This window comes from Streptomyces puniciscabiei (assembly GCF_006715785.1).
In the GTDB taxonomy this organism is placed as follows: Bacteria; Actinomycetota; Actinomycetes; order Streptomycetales; family Streptomycetaceae; genus Streptomyces; species Streptomyces puniciscabiei.
Genome location: NZ_VFNX01000001.1, coordinates 2,436,891 through 2,455,069 on the forward strand (window position 1 = coordinate 2,436,891; position 18,179 = coordinate 2,455,069).

The 18,179-nt window shown below is 71.7% G+C and carries 13 protein-coding genes; 8 read left to right on the forward strand and 5 right to left on the reverse strand.

The window, feature by feature from the left end; translation table 11 throughout:
- Positions 1-18 precede the first annotated feature (18 nt).
- Together FB563_RS11040 and FB563_RS11045 are read right to left on the reverse strand one after the other, a co-directional pair.
- Complete coding sequence (locus FB563_RS11040; RefSeq protein ID WP_055707706.1) at positions 19-1,221, reverse strand: FAD-dependent oxidoreductase; 1,203 nt, start codon at positions 1,219-1,221, stop codon at positions 19-21.
- A gap of 45 nt (positions 1,222-1,266) precedes the next feature.
- Complete coding sequence (locus tag FB563_RS11045; protein WP_055707707.1) at positions 1,267-2,508, reverse strand: carboxylate--amine ligase; 1,242 nt, start codon at positions 2,506-2,508, stop codon at positions 1,267-1,269.
- A gap of 304 nt (positions 2,509-2,812) precedes the next feature.
- On the opposite strand from FB563_RS11045, the gene fahA reads away from it, so the two are divergent.
- The 8 genes from fahA (at position 2,813) to FB563_RS11085 (ending at position 12,768) form a co-directional block, all read left to right on the forward strand.
- Complete coding sequence (fahA, locus tag FB563_RS11050) at positions 2,813-4,030, forward strand: fumarylacetoacetase (protein WP_055707704.1); 1,218 nt, start codon at positions 2,813-2,815, stop codon at positions 4,028-4,030.
- 784 nt (positions 4,031-4,814) lie between these two features.
- Complete coding sequence (locus FB563_RS43955) at positions 4,815-5,753, forward strand: M56 family metallopeptidase (protein WP_055707705.1); 939 nt, start codon at positions 4,815-4,817, stop codon at positions 5,751-5,753.
- Positions 5,754-5,886: 133 nt separating this feature from the next.
- Entirely contained in the window at positions 5,887-6,675 is a 789-nt protein-coding gene (locus tag FB563_RS11060) for a GntR family transcriptional regulator (protein WP_142218618.1), read from the forward strand.
- A 47-nt stretch (positions 6,676-6,722) separates the two neighbouring features.
- Complete coding sequence (locus tag FB563_RS11065; protein WP_031166915.1) at positions 6,723-6,950, forward strand: 4Fe-4S dicluster domain-containing protein; 228 nt, start codon at positions 6,723-6,725, stop codon at positions 6,948-6,950.
- Between the two features lie 14 nt (positions 6,951-6,964).
- Positions 6,965-8,308, forward strand: coding sequence for an ABC transporter substrate-binding protein (locus FB563_RS11070; protein WP_055703794.1), 1,344 nt, complete (start codon positions 6,965-6,967; stop codon positions 8,306-8,308).
- Positions 8,305-9,219 carry an ABC transporter permease gene (locus tag FB563_RS11075; RefSeq protein ID WP_055703795.1) on the forward strand — a complete coding sequence of 305 codons (915 nt, stop codon included), beginning with the start codon at positions 8,305-8,307 and terminating at the stop codon, positions 9,217-9,219. The genes FB563_RS11070 and FB563_RS11075 overlap by 4 nt, the downstream gene beginning before the upstream one ends.
- The gene (locus tag FB563_RS11080; RefSeq protein ID WP_055703796.1) at positions 9,203-9,991 is read left to right on the forward strand and encodes an ABC transporter ATP-binding protein; all 789 of its coding nucleotides are present in this window, start codon (positions 9,203-9,205) and stop codon (positions 9,989-9,991) included. The genes FB563_RS11075 and FB563_RS11080 overlap by 17 nt, the downstream gene beginning before the upstream one ends.
- Before the next feature lie 11 nt (positions 9,992-10,002).
- Positions 10,003-12,768 carry a fumarate reductase/succinate dehydrogenase flavoprotein subunit gene (locus tag FB563_RS11085; RefSeq protein WP_055703797.1) on the forward strand — a complete coding sequence of 922 codons (2,766 nt, stop codon included), beginning with the start codon at positions 10,003-10,005 and terminating at the stop codon, positions 12,766-12,768.
- 40 nt (positions 12,769-12,808) lie between these two features.
- Here FB563_RS11085 and recQ read toward each other — a convergent pair whose 3' ends face one another.
- The 3 genes from recQ to FB563_RS11100 all read right to left on the reverse strand — a co-directional run bounded on the left by recQ (position 12,809) and on the right by FB563_RS11100 (position 18,178).
- Entirely contained in the window at positions 12,809-14,782 is a 1,974-nt protein-coding gene (gene recQ, locus FB563_RS11090; RefSeq protein ID WP_055703798.1) for a DNA helicase RecQ, read from the reverse strand.
- A gap of 178 nt (positions 14,783-14,960) precedes the next feature.
- Positions 14,961-16,610, reverse strand: a complete 1,650-nt coding sequence (gene nuoN, locus FB563_RS11095; RefSeq protein WP_055703799.1) for an NADH-quinone oxidoreductase subunit NuoN — start codon at positions 16,608-16,610, stop codon at positions 14,961-14,963.
- Complete coding sequence (locus tag FB563_RS11100; RefSeq protein ID WP_055703800.1) at positions 16,607-18,178, reverse strand: NADH-quinone oxidoreductase subunit M; 1,572 nt, start codon at positions 18,176-18,178, stop codon at positions 16,607-16,609. Before FB563_RS11100 ends, nuoN begins: the two co-directional genes overlap by 4 nt.
- Between the last annotated feature and the right edge of the window lies 1 nt (position 18,179).

Genomic DNA, 18,179 nt, shown 5'->3' on the forward strand with positions numbered 1-18,179 from the left:
ATCAGGCGGCCGGCGGCCTCAGCCGTGGGCCGACGCCAGGTGTTTCGCCAGGCGCGGTGAGGCGAACTCCGTGCCGCAGACGAAACGCATCACCGGGCCGTACGACGACGCCGCCGGCAGACCGGTGAAGTACAGGCCGGGAACGGACGAGACGAAGCCGGGGCCGAGCTTCGGCGTGCCGCGGCTCACCGCGAGCCGGGTGCGCAGTTCGTGGCCGAGGAAGTCCATCGCCGCGACGTCGACGCGGTAGCCGGTGGCGGCGATGACGTGGTCGGCGGTGAGCCGCTCGGTGTGCCCGCCGTGGGTGCGGACGGTGAGGACGGGGCTGCCGCCCGCTGCCTCGGCGCTCATCACCCGCTCCACGTCCTGCACCTGCACCGCGCTCTCGAAGCGCTCGCGCAGCCACCACGCGCCGAGCGGCCCGAGGACCCGGCGGACCAGGAAGTGGCGGGTGGCCTCGGGCAGGTAGCGGTAGGGGTGCGGGTAGTAGCTGAACGCCCACAGCGACCACGCGCGGCCGAACGGGGACTCGGGGCGCAGCTTCGGCTGGTCCCAGGGCGGGGCGCCGAAGGCCACCCGGCCGCGGCCGCGCGCGACCACACGCACGCGTGCCCCCGCCTCGGCGGCGAGCGCCGCGGTCTCCAGCGCGGACTGGCCGGCGCCGACCACGATGAGGTCCTTGCCGGCGAAACGGCTCAGGTCGTGGTGCTGGGAGCTGTGCGAGACCGGGCCGGTGGGCGCCGGTCCGTCGGCCGCGGCTTCCGCGAGCTCCGCCGGCAGATGCGCGAGGCCCGACAGCCCGGTGGCCACGACGACCGCGCGCGCGGTGAACATCTCCCCCGAGTCCAGCTTCAGTTCGAAGCCGCCGCTCTTGTCGCGGTCCACCGAGACGACCCGGACCCCCTCCAGGTCGGGGACGAGCTTCTGCTGGAACCACTCGCCGTAGGCGATGAAGGTCTCCACCGGGATGATGTCCTCGTCGGTCACCAGGCGGCGGATGCCGGCCGCGTCGCAGTAGTCGGCGAGGGTGTGGCCGGGCTGCGGGCAGTCGAGGTTCGAGGCGGCGGGTGTCGACTTCAGGAGCATGCCCTCGGGCATGTGGTCGCGCCAGCTGACCATGGGGTCACCGAAGACGCGGACGGGGATGCCGCGCGCCCGCAGATGGGCGGCGGTGGACAGGCCGAACGGCCCGGCCCCGATGACTGCAACCGGTCGAGTCACGAAGTCCCTCCCCAGGACATGGTGCGCCACTCTCCGTGGCCTTGCCTACTTCGTGGAGGTGCTGCCGCGGCGGTTGGTCCGCCACAGCTGGTAGAGGTGCTTCGCGCCCGGGCGCACGAAGCGGGCGAGCATCGTGAGGAACGGCAACGGGTCGTCACCCGCGAGCCAGGCCAGCTCGGTCCCGCTCGCCTTCGCCGGCGCGTGCGGCGTCGTATAGCCGCTGCGGCGGTAGGCGAGGAGAGCGGGCAGGTCGATGTTCTCCACGATGTAGCGCCGGCCGGCCCGCTGTTCCCCCTCCGGGACGGGGCGGCCGGTCAGGTTCAGATGCATCGCGCGTACGACGTCCACGCCCGACTCGTTCTCGAACAGCCGGAACTGGGCGCCCATGCGCGGGTTGAAGTCGAGGAGCTTGTACCGTCCGTCGCGCCGGTCGAAGCGCAGGTCGAGGTCGATGATGCCGCTGTAGCCGATCTGTTTGATGAAACGCGCGGCGAGGTCGGTGAGTTCCGGGTTGTCGACGACGTACGCGTTCGCCGTCATGCCGGCGTGCGGCGGCCAGGAGCGGACCTTGACGCCGGTGAACATCGCGAGGGGACTTGCGTCCTGGTCGAAGCAGGCGTGCACGATCCAGTCCTCGGCCTCCTCGCGCGGCAGGTACTCCTGGAGGATCACCCCCGGCCGCGTGCCCCAGTCGCGGGCCAGGGCGAGCAGGCCCTGGCGGGTGGCGATCCGCGTGGTGCCGCCCACGGCGGGCCGGGTGCGCCGGACGAACGCCTCCCGGTTCTTGGCCACCACTGGGAAGCGCGCCGTGTCGGCGAAGGCGACGACGTCCTCGTACGACTCCGGGAACGCCGACGCGGGGCTCGCGATGCCGTGCTCCACGCACAGTTCGTGCAGGCCCTGCTTGCTGGCGAGCCGGCGCGGCAGCGCGGGGTCGACACGCGGGAACAGAAAGGAACCGGCCAGCTCTTCCTGGTGCTCGGCGATCAGTACGGCGGCCTCCTCGTCCGTGGGGACGAGAACGGCGGGGCGGCCGATGCGGCGGCCGACGCGCAGCAGGCCCTCGACCAGATGGCCGGGTTCCTCCGCACCGGTCGTCGGCCACACGAAGGCCTTCTTCAGGTAGCGCGAGGAGGCCGCGGGCGTGTAGGCGTCCTCGGTGATGGCGTACATGGGCACGCCGAGCCGGCCCAGGCTGCGGATCGCGCCGACGCCGCCGTGGTGCAGCGGATAGTCGCCGAACTTGACGATCAGTCCCGGTACGTCCCGGTCCGCCTCGAACGGCACACCGACGGTGTCTCCGGCCACGGGTCCCCCCACGTGTCCCCCCAATGGAACGGACCCACCCCGTCCGTGTCCCCAAAGGACGCTAAGCCGGAATTGCCGCCTCCGACAAGGCCTATTCGGACATTGCGAACTCTTTAGACAGGGTGCGAGCAACCTTTCGAAGCCTCTTCGACACGACCTTTCGGACACCGTGACGGGTGCCGCAGAAGGCTCTGCCCAAGACACGCATCACGGCCGTAACGTGTGGCGCGACCACATGGAACGAGCGCCATGCACGGCCCGGCTGAGAGTGAGGCAGCACCCCATGCCCCCCTTCGACGTCCCCGAGGGCGACCCCTTCGGCCCACACAACCTTCCCTATGGCGTGTTCTCGCCCTCCGGCAGCACGGAGCGGAGGGTCGGCGTCCGGCTCGGAGACCAGGTCCTCGACGCTGGTGCCGCGGCCGCCGCCCTCGGCTCGCCGCACCACGCGCTGCTCGCGCGGCCCACCCTCAACACGCTGCTGGCCGCCGGCCGCCCGGCCTGGACGGAGGTACGGCGCGCCGTCACGGCCTGGGTCACGGACCCCGCGCACCGCGAGGCCGTCGAGCCGTTGTTCCACCCCCTGTCCGAGGTGACCCTGCACCTGCCCTTCGAGGTGGCGGACTACGTCGACTTCTACGCCTCGGAGAACCACGCCCGCAACGTCGGCCGGATCTTCCGCCCGGACGCCGAGGACTCCCTCACCCCCAACTGGAAGCACCTGCCGATCGGTTACCACGGCCGCTCCGGCACGGTCGTCGTCTCCGGCACGGACGTCGTACGGCCGTCCGGGCAGCGCAAGGGCCCGGCCGATCCGGCACCCGTCTTCGGCCCGTCGATCCGGCTGGACATCGAGGCCGAGGTCGGCTTCGTCGTGGGCGTGCCGTCCGCGCTGGGCCGGCCGGTCACGCTCGGCGACTTCCGCGAGCACGTCTTCGGGCTGTGCCTGCTGAACGACTGGTCCGCACGGGACATCCAGGCCTGGGAGTACGTTCCCCTCGGCCCCTTCCTCGGCAAGTCCTTCGCGACCTCGGTGTCGGCATGGATCACTCCGCTGGAAGCGCTGGACCACGCGCGCGTGGCGCCTCCGGAGCGCACGCACCCGCTGCTGCCCTACCTGGACGACTCGGCTCCGGGCATCGAGCCCGGCGGCTACGACCTGCGGATCTCCATCGCCGTCAACGGCCAAGTGGTCTCCGAGCCGCCTTTTTCGACCATGTACTGGACCGCCGCCCAGCAACTCGCCCACATGACGGTGAACGGCGCCTCGCTGCGCACCGGCGACCTGTACGGCTCGGGCACGGTGAGCGGCCCCGAGGAGCGTCAGCGCGGCTCGCTGCTGGAGCTGACCTGGAACGGCCGCGACCCCCTGGAACTCCCGGAGGGCAAGCGGGCCTTCCTGGAGGACGGTGACGTGGTGACCCTGTCGGCCTGGGCCCCCGGCGCGGACGGACGCCGGGTCGGACTCGGGGAGGTCAGCGGACGGGTCGTGGCGGGGTGAAGGGCCACCCTGTGGCAAGAGGTTGACTCAAGGCCGCCGGGACGGACGCCTTGTACTCACCGTTTGATGCGGGCGGTGAGTACGAGTCGTGCGTTCACGGCGGACCGATCTCGGCGCGACCGCCCCGTCGACCGCCTCCTGGGCCCGGCCCCGGCCCCGGTCGACCGCTGCGCCCGCTGAACCCGTGTCGCCCGCCCGGCGCGAGCAGAGGGTGCAGAACGGCCGTACGGCCCTACCGGACGGACCGAGGGGCGAGCCGATGAGCTGCGCTGCCGTCCGGGGCGACAGGCCGGCCGAGGGCGAACGACTGCCGACGGTACGGCAGCCGGCCGCGGACCTCGGCCTGGCGGCCGGCACCCTGGCCCACGCCTACCGCGAACTGGAAGCAGCCGCCCTGATCCGCGCACGGCTCGGTGCGGGGACTCGGGTGGCCCGCCGCCCCCTCGCACCCGCCGCCGCGAGACAACCGACCTCACCGATGGCACCAGGGACTTCGTGGCCCGGGCAGGGACCCTGGGGTTCGGAGAGGACGACGTACTGGAGGCAGTGCGGCAGGCCTTTCGGGAGCGGGAGTCCTGAGGCCTGCCGCACCGGAAGCCGGGCAAGCCGGACCCGAGGGAGAGCGGGTGGCCTCAACCACGCGACCGATCACCGCCGAGACCTGCCTCTCGCCGCCCCGCACCGTCATACTGGGCGGACACGCAACACGCGATGCACCCTCGGCGCATCGCCCCGCACCACCCGACACCCGCACAACTCTCCGACCAGGAACCGGAGCCCCGGCATGACCGTCTGCCTGCTCCTGCTGAGCGTCGTCGCCCTGACGGCCGCCCTGCCGGCGCCGCGCGCCCTGACCCGTGCCGCCTGGCCCGAGCGGGAACCCGTCGTCGCACTGTGGGTGTGGCAGTGCCTGGTCGCCACCGTCCTGCTGTGCTGCCTGGCCGCACTCGTCCTGGGCGCGGCAGCCGTTTTCCACACCGTCCGCGACCACGTCTTCGCCCCCGCTCCGCCCTCCGTCACCGCCGCCTACGACCTCTCCTCCGCGCCGGTGTGGGCCTCCGCCCTCACCGTGCTGCTGGCCTGCGGGGCCGCCTGGACGACGGCGATGCTGGCCCGGGAACTCGTCGAGGCCCGCCGCAGCCGCGGCCAGGCCCGCGCACAGCTGCGCGAGCGCGCCCCCGACCTGCCGGCCGGGCTGCCGGCGGCACGCGGCCCGATGCTGGTGCTGGAGGACGAGTACCCGGACGCCTGGTGGATGCCCGGACATCCGCCGCAACTGGTCGTCACCACCGGCGCCCTCCACCGGCTCACCGACCATCAGCTGGACGCCGTCCTCACCCACGAGCGCGGGCACGCGCGTGCCCACCACGACTGGCTGCTGCACCTGTCCACCGCGCTCGCGACCGGCTTCCCGCGCGTGCCGCTCTTCGCCCACTTCTGCGACCAGACGCACCGCCTGGTCGAACTGGCCGCCGACGACACGGCGTCCCGGCGCTGCGGCCACCTCACCACGGCCCTCGCGCTGATCGAGCTGAACCAGCACCGGGGCGTCCTGTCCTGCGCCTCCAGCCGCCGCCTCCTCGGCGAACGCGTGGACCGACTGCTGGAACCCCCGCCGCGGCTGCTGCGCCGGCACCGGGCCCTGACGACGACGGTGGCCGCCCTGGTGCCGCTGCTGCCGCTGCTGATCACGTTCGCGCCGGGGCTGACGGCACTGTCCTGACCGGCTCACCGAGTGGCAGATCTTCCCGACCGGCGAGGAAAACCCACAGGTGAGCGGCGTATCCGACGCCTCCTCACCTGGCGCAACACTTCAGCAACACGACTTTCCCTACCGCATCGGTATGGTTCCAGCCATGCCAGCCACCGACCGCCCCCGCGACCACGCCGGTCAGGGCGCCGCGGCCACCGTCGCCGCCCACCGCACGCGTCGTCGGCTGCGTGCGGACCGGGCCCGGCAGCTCGCTGACCTGCTGCGCCACCAGATCCTCACCGGCGTCTTCCAGAACGGCCCCCTCCCTCACGAGTCCACCCTCGCCACCGACTACCGCGCCTCCCGCAACACCGTTCGCCAGGCCCTGGACCTCCTCAGGGCCGAGGGCCTGGTGGAACGGCTGCCCGGGGTCGGCACCGTGGTCGTCGCCCGGAAATACCCGCATGGGCTCGACCGTCTGATGGGCCTCGCGGAAACCCTCCGCGAACACGGCCACGTCACCAACGAGGTCCGCACCATGGGCCCCGCCCCCGCACCCGCCCCGGTCGCCGATCGCCTCCACGTCCCCGCCGGCGCCGACGTCCTCTACATCGAACGCCTGCGCCGCCTGAACGGCCTCCCCCTCTCCCTCGACCTCACCTACATCCCGCTCGACATCGGCACCGCCCTGCTCGGCGCCGACCTTGAGAACACCGACGTCTTCCGCCTCCTGGAAGCCATCACCGGCCGCCCACTCGGCCATGCCGAGATCACCCTGGAGGCGGTGACCGCGGACGCCCACTCCGCCGCAGTACTCCAGGCCCCGCGCGGCGCCGCCGTACTGATGCTGGAACGCCTCACCCACCTCGCCGACGGCCGCCCCGTCGACCTGGAGTTCATCCGCTTCCGCGGCGACCGGATCACCATGAGCGGCCTGCTCCACCGGTCGTAGACACCCCGCCGCACCCGCCCCTGCCTGCACGTTTCCTGGAGACAGCCATGCCCTTGGCGCCCCAGCGGGCCGACGTGCCCGTGACCATCGACGAGTCGAAGTGCATCGACGGCTGCACCCTCTGCGTGGACATGTGCCCGCTGGACTCCCTCGCCATCGACGAGACGAACGGCAAGGCGTACATGCACGTCGACGAGTGCTGGTACTGCGGCCCCTGCGCAGCCCGCTGCCCCACCGGGGCCGTCACGGTCAACATGCCCTACCTGCTCCGGTGAGAGGCACCACCACCATGAAACGAACAGCAGTTGCCGCATCCGCCGCCGCGCTCCTCCTCCCCCTGTCGGCCTGCGGCGGCAGCGCCGAGGCAGGCAGCGGCTCCACGGTCACCGTGACCGTCGGCTACCAGTCCAAGACCATCAACACCGTCACCGCCGGCACCCTGCTGCGCTCCCTCGGCGCCTTCGAGAAGGACCTCAACTCCCTGCACGACGGGCACACCTACAAGGTCGACTGGCAGGACTACGCCACCGGCGCCCCGATCACCGCCCAGATGACCGCGGGCAAGATCGACATTGGTTCGATGGGCGACTTCCCGCTGCTGCTCAACGCCGCCCGCGGCAAACAGCTCGGCCGCCCCACCCACCTGGTCTCGGTCACCGGCTACAACCTGCGCGGCGGCCTCAACACCGTCGTGACCACACCCGGCTCGAAGCTCACGTCCTTGCAGGACCTGAAGGGCAAGAAGGTCTCTACAAGCATCGGCTCCGCCGCCGACGGCACCCTCGTACGGGCCCTGCAGCGCGCCGGCATCGACCCGGACAACGGCATCTCCAAACTCAACCAGCAGCCTGCGGTGGGTGCTTCGGCGCTGTCCTCCGGCGGCGTGGACGCCCTGTCGCAGTTCGTCGCCTGGCCGGGCCTGCTCGCCTACCAGGACAAGGCGAAGGCGCTGTACGACGGCGCCCAGCTGAACCTGCCCACCTTCCACGGTGTCACCGCACGCGAGGACTTCGCCAAGCGGCATCCGGCAGTGCTGAAGGCGTTCCTCAAGGCCCAGGCAGAGGCGACGGACTACCTCAACGCCCACCCCGTCGCCGCCGCCGAGAAGGTCGCGAAGGCCACCGGCCTGCCCGCCGAGGTCGTCTACCTCTACAACGGCGCCCACGGCATCGCCACCTTCGACCCGGCCGTCAAACCACAGCTCGTCTCCGCACTGAGGCAGGACGTGTCCGTGCTGAAGGCCGCCAAGCTGACCGGCGACATCGACGTGGGCTCCTTCGTCGACGACCAGTACGTCAAGAAGGCCCTCGGCGCCTCCTACGCCCGGCGCCTCGCCGACGGGCCCGCACCCGCCGCGAACGAGGTATGGCCCAAGGGCAGCGATAAGACGGTCTCCTTCAAGTCCGCGAAGGAACTGCTGGCGTACGTGGCCGGGCACCAGGGCGGCATCCGCGCCGCCTACGTGCCTGACGCGACCACCGGCACCCTCTGGTTCGCCGACAAGGCAGTCTGGGTGGCCGACAGCGACCAGCTGCTGCCCTTCGTCACCCCGGCGACCGCGCAGGCCTACATCACCGCCCACGGCGGCGCCCGCACGGTGTCGTACCGCGAGGCTCTGGAGCGCGCCTCATGACCCGGCGCCCCCTGGCCCGGTATGCGCTGCGGACGGCCTCCCTCGCCGCCTTCCTCGGGCTTTGGCAGTTGCTGACCAGCCTGAACGTCGACCTGTGGCTGCGCTTCTCGCAGTTCCCGACGGTCACCGACGTGGCCCGTGCCTTCGCCGACCGGCTCTCCGGAAGCGACTACTGGACGGACCTCACCGACAGCCTCACCCGGATCCTCACCGGCTTCGCGCTGGCGGCCGTCCTGGGCGTGGCGACCGGCGTGCTCGTGGCCCGGTCGCGCCTCGCCGAGGATCTGCTCGGCCCGGTCCTGGAGGTCATCCGCCCGATCCCGGCGATCGCCCTCGTCCCGGTCGCGATCCTGCTCTTCCCGTCCAATGAGCAGGGCATCGTCTTCATCACCTGCACCGCCGCCTTCTTCCCCGTGCTGGTCTCCACCCGGCACGCGGTCCGCGCGCTGACTCCCGTCTGGGAAGAGGCGGTACGCACCATGGGCGGCGGCCGGCTGCGGATCCTCGGCTCGGTGGTGCTGCCGGGCGCGCTGCCCGGCATCTTCGGCGGGCTGTCGGTCGGCATCGGCGTGTCGTGGATCTGCGTGATCTCCGCCGAGATGATCTCCGGCCAGTACGGGGTCGGCTACCGCACCTGGCAGGACTACACGGTGGTGAACTACCCCGGCGTCTTCGTCGGCATGGTCACCATCGGCGTCCTCGGTTGGGTCACCTCCACGGCCGTGGAACTGCTCGGCCGGCGCCTGACCCGCTGGCTGCCCCGGACCTCGTACGTCCCCGGCGGCCGCACCCGCGTGCCCCGGCCTGTCACCGTCCCCGCTGGTGCCGACCGCGATTCCGAGCACCAGGCCCAGCCCGAGCAACACAGCCAGAAGGACGCCGAGGAGGCCCGCGATGAGCACCTCGTCTGAGATCGTCACCGCTCCTGTCGCGCCCGCGTCGGAGGCCGGACGCGGCACCCGGCTCACCTTCCGTTCCGCCGTGCTCGGCAGGCCGGACGCGCCGGTGCTGTACGACGTCGACCTGGAGGTCTCCCCCGGCGAGATCCTCACCGTCGTCGGCCCCTCCGGCTGCGGCAAGTCCACATTGCTGCGCACCCTCGCCGGCCTGCTGCCTCCCCTGGGCGGCGCCGCCGAGGTGGACGGCGTCCCGCTGACCGGACCGTCGGCCGACCGCGCGCTGGTCTTCCAGGAGGACGCGCTGCTGCCCTGGCGCACCTTGCGCGGGAACGTCGCACTGCCGCTCGCCATCAGCGGCGTACCGCGTTCCGAACGCCGTTCCCTGGCCGAGTCGTGGCTCGCCCGCGTCGGACTCAGTGCACAGGCGGGGCAGTTGCCGCACCGGGTGTCCGGCGGGCAGCGCCAACGCGCCCAGTTGGCCCGGGCGCTGGCCGACAGCCCGCGCGCCGTCCTGATGGACGAGCCCTTCGGCGCCCTCGACGCACAGACCCGTTCCGGCATGCAGGACCTGCTGGTGGAGGTGTTGCGCGGCACGGGCGCGACCATCGTCTTCGTCACGCACGACGTGGACGAGGCCCTCTTCCTCGGAGACCGCGTCGCCCTGCTCGGCTCCGGCCGGGTGGCCGCCGTACGGGACGTGCCCGGGCCACGTGACCGCGGGGCCGTGGACGACCCCGCCCGCGTGGCCCTGCGGCGCGACATCCTCACCTCGCTCGGCTCCTGAAAGGCACCCCGGTGACCACCCCCGCCACCACTTCCCCGGAGATTCCCGCCGTCGCCGACGCCGAGGAGCTGACCTGCGACGTCCTCGTCATCGGCGGCGGCACCGCCGGCACCATGGCCGCGCTGACCACCGCCGAGCGCGGCGCGAACGTCCTGCTGCTGGAGAAAGCCCACGTCCGTCACTCCGGCGCGCTCGCCATGGGCATGGACGGCGTCAACAACGCGGTCATCCCCGGCCGCGCCGAACCCGACGACTACGTCGCCGAGATCACCCGCGCCAACGACGGCATCGTCGACCAGTCCACCGTCCGCCAGACCGCCACCCGCGGTTTCGCCATGGTGCAGCGGCTGGAGTCGTACGGCGTCAAGTTCGAGAAGGACGAGCACGGTGAGTACGCGGTGCGCCAGGTGCATCGCTCCGGCTCGTACGTACTGCCCATGCCAGAGGGCAAGGACGTCAAAAAGGTCCTGTACCGGCAGCTCCGGCGGCGCGAGATGCGGGAGCGCATCAGGATCGAGAACCGGGTGATGCCGGTCCGGGTCCTGACCGCCGAGGGGCGGGCCGTGGGCGCCGCCGGATTCAACACCCGTACCGGCGCCTTCGTCACCGTCCGCGCCGGCGCCGTCATCCTCGCCACCGGCGCCTGCGGCCGGCTCGGCCTGCCCGCCTCCGGCTACCTGTACGGCACCTACGAGAACCCCACCAACGCCGGGGACGGGTACGCCATGGCCTACCACGCCGGCGCCGAGCTGACCGGCATCGAGTGCTTCCAGATCAACCCTCTGATCAAGGACTACAACGGCCCGGCCTGTGCCTACGTCGCCAATCCCTTCGGCGGCTACCAGGTCAACCGGCACGGTGAGCGGTTCGTCGACTCCGACTACTGGTCGGGGCAGATGATGGCCGAGTTCGCCGCCGAGGTCGCCAGCGACCGCGGCCCGGTCTACCTCAAGCTCAGCCACCTCCCGGAGGAGTCGGTCTCCGCACTGGAGTCGATCCTGCACTCCACCGAACGGCCCACCCGGGGCACCTTCCACGCCGGCCGCGGGCACGACTACCGCACCCACGACGTCGAGATGCACATCTCCGAGATCGGCCTGTGCGGCGGCCACTCCGCCTCCGGCGTCCGCGTCGACGACCACGCCCGCACGACCGTCCCCCGCCTGTACGCCGCCGGCGACCTCGCCTGCGTCCCGCACAACTACATGATCGGCGCGTTCGTCTTCGGCGACCTCGCGGGCGCGGACGCCGCCCAGTACACCGCGTACGAGGGGGAACTTCCCGCGGACCAGGTGCGTGAGGCGCACGAGCTGATCTACCGCCCGCTGCGCAACCCCGACGGCCCGCCGCAGACCCAGGTCGAGTACAAGCTGCGCCGTTTCGTGAACGACTACGTGGCACCACCGAAGTCCGGCGCCCGGCTCTCCCTCGCCCTGGAGGCCTTCGAGCGGATGCAGGCCGACATCGCCGCCATGGGCGCCCGCACGCCGCACGAGCTGATGCGCTGCGCCGAGGTCACCTTCATCCGGGACTGCGCCGAGATGGCCGCCCGCGCTTCCCTCGCCCGCACCGAGTCCCGTTGGGGCCTCTACCACGACCGTCTCGACCACCCCGGCCGCGACGACGTCTCCTGGTTCCACCATCTCGATCTGCACAAGTCCCCCTCTGGTGCGATGGAGTTCACGGCCCGCCCCGTGGCTCCGTACCTGGTCCCGGTCGAGGAGTTCGCGCCGGTCGGCGGTCCCTCCCGGAAGCTGGGCGAGGTCCGACCGGAGCACGTGGCCACGGCGGGGCCGCGCGAGGTGGCGCCGGTCGCGGCCGAACGGACGTCCGCGCCCGCCACCGCCTCCGCCGACCGGGCCGACGCGCCGGGCAGTGCTTCGCCCCGGCTCCTGGAACTGGTGGAGCTGGCCGAGGCGGAACCCGAACTCGCCGTCGTCGAGCCCTACTTGGCCGACGCGGACCCCGCCGTGCGCCGTACGGCCGTCTCGGTCCTGACCGAGACCGTGCCACCCGGCACCGGGCAGGCCCTGGCCGGTACCCTGTCCGATCCCGATGCCGGGGTACGCGCCGCCGCCGCTGCCTCGCTCCGCGAACTCGTCGAGACCCTGCCGCCCGAACCCGCCCTGGGCACCGCCCTCGCCGGCGCCCTCGCCGCGGCCGACCCCGTGGTCCGCGCCGCTGCCCTCGATGTGCTGCGCGCCCTGCGGCTCGGCCAGGCCGGGGTGTTCGCGGCGGCGCTGGACGACCCCGACATCGCCGTGCGCACCGAGGCCGTACGAGCGCTCGTCTCCGTCGACGCGGTCCGGCCGCTCGCGGGCGCCGCGGACGATCCCGCACGGGAGGTCCGGGTCGCCGTGGCCAAGGCCCTGGCCGCCGTCGGCTCGGCGTCCCTGACCGCGGCCGACCGGGAGCTGCTGACCGCCGCCCTGGACCGGCTCACCGAGGACAGCGATCCCCTGGTGCGAGGGGCCGCGTTCGCCGCGCTGGCCGGCACCGGCTGCCAAGGCCCGCTCGCCGACCGAGCCGTCGCCGCGCTGTCCCACCCGGCCTGGCAGGTCCGCTCCGGCGCCGCCACGGCGCTGTCGGCCGCGCCCTCCGAGATCGCCGTCGCCGCCCTGGCCAAGGCGCTGGCCGACACCAACGCCGATGTGCGCAAGGCGGCGGTGCTGTCCCTGACCCGGCACCGGGCCACCGAGGAGGCACGCACAGCCCTCGCCACGGCCACGGCCGACACGGACGCGGACGTCAGGGCCTACGCGGCTCGGGGGCTGTGATCGCGACGCTCCCGCGCATCACCCCGAACCAGCCCGCCCGCTATATCCAGTCGTCCGGTCCGGGCTCCACGTCCGGCTCCGGCCAGTCGGCGTCCTGTGCGTCGCCTGCGGCCGGGGCCGGGTCGTCCAGGCCGGCGAGCACGGCCAGCACGCCCTCCCCGTACGTCGCCAGCTTCTTCTCGCCGACGCCGCTCACCGTGCCGAGCTCACGCACCGAGCCGGGCCTGCGGGTGACGATCTCCCGCAGGGTGGCGTCGTGGAAGATGACGTACGCCGGCACGCCCTGCTCGCGGGCCTGGTCGGCGCGCCAGGCCCGCAGCGCCTCGAAGGCGGGCAGGAGCTCGCCGGGCAGCTCGGCCGCGGCGGCCTTTGTCGTGCGGTCGCCGCCGGACGACCGGGACCGGGAGGCGGCCGGCCTCTTCGGCTCCTTGCGCAGCGGCACCTCCCGCTCGCTCCGCAGCACGGAGCCGCTCGCCTCGGTGAGCACCAGAGTGCCGTACTCCCCCTCGACCGCGAGCAGCCCTTGGGCCAGCAGCTGCCGGATGACGCCGCGCCACTCGCCCTCGGTGAGGTCCTGTCCGATGCCGAAGACGGACAGCTGGTCGTGGTCGAACTGGATCACCTTGCCGGTGCGCTTGCCGAGCAGGATGTCGACGATCTGCACGGCGCCGAACTTCTGCCCGCGCTCCCGCTGCAGCCGGACCACCGTGGACAGCACCTTCTGCGCGGCGATCGTGCCGTCCCAGGTCTCCCGCGGGGTGAGGCAGGTGTCGCAGTTGCCGCAGCCCGCCGCATCGGGGTCCTGGCCGAAGTAGGCGAGCAGCTGGCCGCGGCGGCAGCGGGCCGTCTCGCACAGCGCGAGCATGGCGTCGAGATGGGCTGTGGCCCGGCGGCGGAACGCCTCGTCGCCCTCGCCGGACTGGATCAGTTTGCGCTGCTGTATGACGTCGTTCAGGCCGTATGCCATCCAGGCCGTGGACGGCAGCCCGTCGCGGCCCGCGCGGCCGGTCTCCTGGTAGTAGCCCTCGATGGACTTGGGCAGGTCCAGGTGGGCGACGAACCGTACGTCCGGCTTGTCGATGCCCATGCCGAAGGCGATGGTCGCCACCACGACCAGGCCGTCCTCGCGCAGGAACCGGGCCTGGTGGGCGGCGCGAATGCCCGCGTCCAGGCCCGCGTGGTACGGCACCGCATCGATGCCGTTGGCGGTCAGGAACTCCGCCGTCCGCTCCACCGAGTTGCGCGACAGGCAGTAGACGATGCCGGCATCGCCCGGGTGCTCCTCGCGCAGGAAGGCGAGCAGCTGCTTCCTGGGGTCGGCCTTGGGCACGATCCGGTACTGGATGTTGGGCCGGTCGAAGCTGGCGACGAAGTGGCGGGCCGTCGGCAGGTTCAGCCGCTGGGTGATCTCCTGGTGGGTGGCGCGGGTGGCCGTGGCGGTGAGGGCGATCCGCGGGACGTCCGGCCAGCGCTCGCCGAGGAGGGACAGGGCGAGGTAGTCCGGGCGGAAGTCGTGGCCCCACTGGGACACACAGTGCGCCTCGTCGATCGCGAAGACGGAGACCTTGCCGCGCGAGAGCAGGTCGAGCGTGCCCTCCAGCCGCAGCCGCTCCGGCGCCAGGTACAGCAGGTCCAGCTCGCCGGCCAGGAACTCCGCCTCGACCACGCGCCGCTCGTCGAAGTCCTGCGTGGAGTTGATGAAGCCGGCGCGCACGCCGAGGGCGCGCAGGGCGTCCACCTGGTCCTGCATGAGCGCGATCAGCGGCGAGATCACCACGCCCGTTCCCGGTCTGACCAGGGCCGGGATCTGGTAGCACAGCGACTTTCCGCCGCCGGTGGGCATGAGGACGACGGCGTCGCCGCCCGCCACCACATGCTCGATGACCGCTTCCTGCTCACCTCGGAAGGCGTCGTACCCGAAGACCCGCTGCAGCGTGGCCAGCGCCTCGCTGTCGGCCGCGCCCGGCCCCTCGGTCACCTGTGGCATCTCGCTGATCCCGCCCGTCGCACCCATCGTCCTTGTCCCCCGTCGGTCCCCCGTGTGTCGTCTCTCGACCGCTGCCTCCACGATAGGGGTCCGGACCGACAGCCTCGGAGTTATCCACAGGCGCCGGCCAGTGACCCCGGAAACATGCCGCTGCCCGGCCCCTGCGCAACGAGGGGGCCGGGCAGCGGCATGGCCGAACGGAGCGTCAGCGCACGAACACTCCCGCCTGGCTCGCCAGGTCCAGGAAGTACTGCGGAGCGACACCGAGTACCAGCGTCACCGCGACGCCGACGGCGATCGCCGACATGGTCAGCGGGGAGGGGACGGCCACGGTCGGGCCCTCCGGCTTCGGTTCGCTGAAGAACATCAGCACGATCACGCGGATGTAGAAGAACGCGGCGATCGCCGAGGAGATCACACCGACGACGACCAGCGGCGCGGCGCCGCCGTCCGCCGCCGCCTTGAACACGGCGAACTTCCCGGCGAAGCCGGAGGTCAGCGGGATGCCGGCGAAGGCCAGCAGGAACACCGCGAAGACCGCCGCCACCAGCGGGGAGCGGCGGCCGAGCCCCGCCCACTTGGACAGGTGGGTCGCCTCGCCGCCCGCGTCGCGCACCAGCGTGACCACCGCGAAGGCGCCGATCGTCACGAACGAGTAGCCGGCCAGGTAGAAGAGCACGGACGAGACGCCGTCCTTCGACGTGGCGATGACACCCGCGAGGATGAATCCGGCGTGCGCGATGGACGAGTACGCCAGCAGCCGCTTGATGTCGGTCTGCGTGATCGCGATGATCGCGCCGCCGAGCATGGTGATGATCGCCACCGCCCACATGACCGGCCGCCAGTCCCAGCGCATCCCGGGCAGGACGACGTACAGCAGCCGCAGCAGCGCGCCGAACGCGGCCACCTTCGTCGCCGCCGCCATGAAGCCGGTCACCGGGGTAGGCGCGCCCTGGTAGACGTCCGGCGTCCACATGTGGAACGGCACCGCACCCACCTTGAACAGCAGGCCCATCACGATCAGGGCGCTGCCGAGCAGCAGCAACGCGTCGTTGCCCATGGTGTTGGCCAGCGCCGGGTCGACGTTGCTGACCGTGCCGTCGACGACCTGTGCGATGCGCGCGTACGACACCGAGCCCGCGTAGCCGTACAGCAGGGCGATGCCGAACAGGGTGAACGCCGAGGCGAACGCGCCGAGCAGGAAGTACTTGACTGCGGCTTCCTGCGACATCAGCCGCTTGCGGCGGGCCAGCGCGCACAGCAGGTACAGCGGCAGGGAGAAGACCTCCAGGGCCACGAACAGCGTCAGCAGGTCGTTGGCCGAGGGGAACACCAGCATGCCGGCGATCGCGAAGAGCAGCAGCGGGAAGGCCTCAGTCGTGGTGAAGCCGGCCTTCACCGCCGCCTTCTCGCTGTCACTGCCGGGTACGGAGGCGGCCTGCGCGGCGAAGGAGTCGACGCGGTTGCCGTGCGCGGCCGGGTCGAGGCGCCTCTCGGCGAAGGTGAACAGACCGACGAGTCCGGCCAGCAGGATCGTGCCCTGCAGGAACAGGGAGGGGCCGTCGACCGCGATCGCCCCCATGGCCGCGATGTGCGCCTTGGTGGTGCCGTAGCCGTCGGCGGCCAGCGCGACCACCGCGGCGAACGCGGCGCAGAGGGCTACGACGGACACGAAGACCTGGGCGTAGTAGCGGGACTTCCGCGGGACGAACGCCTCGATCAGCACGCCGACCAGTGCGGCACCGACGACGATCAGCGTCGGCGACAATTGTCCGTATTCGATCTTCGGTGCCGGGATCTTCGCGATCGGGTCGGCCGCGGTTGTCCACAGGCTGTGGACGACTGTTGTGCTCACTTGGCCGCCTCCACCGAGGGCTTGGGGTCGGTCTTGTGGACGTCGGACATGGTCTGCTTGACCGCCGGGTTGACGATGTCCGTGACGGGCTTCGGATAGACGCCCAGGAAGATCAGCAGCACGATCAGCGGGGCGACGACCACGAGCTCACGCGCGCGCAGGTCGGGCATCGCGGAGACCTCGGGCTTCACCGGGCCCGTCATCGTCCGCTGGTACAGGACCAGGGTGTAGAGCGCGGCGAGGACGATGCCGAAGGTGGCGATGATGCCGATCGCCGGGTAGCGCGTGAACGTGCCGACCAGGACCAGGAACTCGCTCACGAACGGCGCGAGGCCGGGCAAGGAGAGGGTGGCGAGGCCGCCGATCAGGAAGGTGCCCGCGAGCACCGGGGCGACTTTCTGCACGCCTCCGTAGTCGGCGATGAGCCGCGAGCCGCGCCGCGAGATCAGGAAGCCGGCGACCAGCATCAGCGCGGCCGTGGAGATGCCGTGGTTGACCATGTAGAGCGTCGCGCCGGACTGGCCCTGGCTGGTCATCGCGAAGATGCCCATGATGATGAAGCCGAAGTGCGAGATCGACGCGTAGGCGACCAGGCGCTTGATGTCCCGCTGGCCGACGGCGAGCAGTGCGCCGTAGACGATGCTGATCAGGGCCAGGACGAGGATGACGGGCGTCGCCCACTTGCTGGCCTGGGGGAACAGCTGGAGGCAGAAGCGGAGCATCGCGAAGGTGCCCACCTTGTCGACGACCGCGGTGATGAGGACGGCGACCGGTGCGGTGGACTCCTGCATCGCGTTGGGCAGCCAGGTGTGCAGCGGCCACAGCGGGGCCTTCACCGCGAAGGCGAAGAAGAAGCCCAGGAACAGCCAGCGTTCCGTGCTCGTCGCCATGTGCAGCGAGCCGTTCGCGCGGGCCTGGGCGATCTCCTGCAGGCTGAAGTTTCCGGCCACCACGTAGAGGCCGATCACCGCGGCCAGCATGATCAGACCGCCGACCAGGTTGTAGAGCAGGAACTTCACCGCCGCGTACGACCGCTGCGTCGACGCCGCCTTCTCGCCCTGCGCGTGGGCGCGGTCGCCGAAGCCGCCGATGAGGAAGTACATCGGGATGAGCATGGCTTCGAAGAAGATGTAGAAGACGAAGACGTCGGTGGACTCGAAGGAGATGAGCACCATCGCCTCGACGGCGAGGATCAGTGCGAAGAAGCCCTGGGTGGGCCGCCAGCGCCGGCTGCCCGTCTCCAGTGGGTCCGCGTCGTGCCAGCCCGCGAGGATGATGAACGGGATCAGTACGGCGGTCAGCGCGATCAGCGCCACCGCGATGCCGTCGACGCCCAGCTCGTATCTCACGCCGAAGTTCTTGATCCAGGCGTGGGACTCGGTGAGCTGGTAGCGGGCGCCGTTCGGGTCGAAACGGACCAGGACGGTGATCGCCAGGGTGAGTGTGGCGAGCGAGACGAGCAGCGCCAGCCACTTGGCGGCGGTGCGCCGCGCGGCCGGTACGGCGGCCGTCGCGACGGCCCCTACGGCCGGGAGCACCGCTGTCGCTGTCAGCAGAGGAAAGGACATC

Bases quoted from the DNA above. Each gene is read 5' to 3' on its own strand.
- fahA (WP_055707704.1), top strand. From the start codon at position 2,813: ATGCCCCCCTTCGACGTCCCCGAGGGCGACCCCTTCGGCCCACACAAC.
- FB563_RS43955 (WP_055707705.1), top strand. From the start codon at position 4,815: ATGACCGTCTGCCTGCTCCTGCTGAGCGTCGTCGCCCTGACGGCCGCC.
- FB563_RS11060 (WP_142218618.1), top strand. From the start codon at position 5,887: ATGCCAGCCACCGACCGCCCCCGCGACCACGCCGGTCAGGGCGCCGCG.
- FB563_RS11065 (WP_031166915.1), top strand. From the start codon at position 6,723: ATGCCCTTGGCGCCCCAGCGGGCCGACGTGCCCGTGACCATCGACGAG.
- FB563_RS11070 (WP_055703794.1), top strand. From the start codon at position 6,965: ATGAAACGAACAGCAGTTGCCGCATCCGCCGCCGCGCTCCTCCTCCCC.
- FB563_RS11075 (WP_055703795.1), top strand. From the start codon at position 8,305: ATGACCCGGCGCCCCCTGGCCCGGTATGCGCTGCGGACGGCCTCCCTC.
- FB563_RS11080 (WP_055703796.1), top strand. From the start codon at position 9,203: ATGAGCACCTCGTCTGAGATCGTCACCGCTCCTGTCGCGCCCGCGTCG.
- recQ (WP_055703798.1), bottom strand. From the start codon at position 14,782: ATGGGTGCGACGGGCGGGATCAGCGAGATGCCACAGGTGACCGAGGGG.
- FB563_RS11100 (WP_055703800.1), bottom strand. From the start codon at position 18,178: ATGTCCTTTCCTCTGCTGACAGCGACAGCGGTGCTCCCGGCCGTAGGG.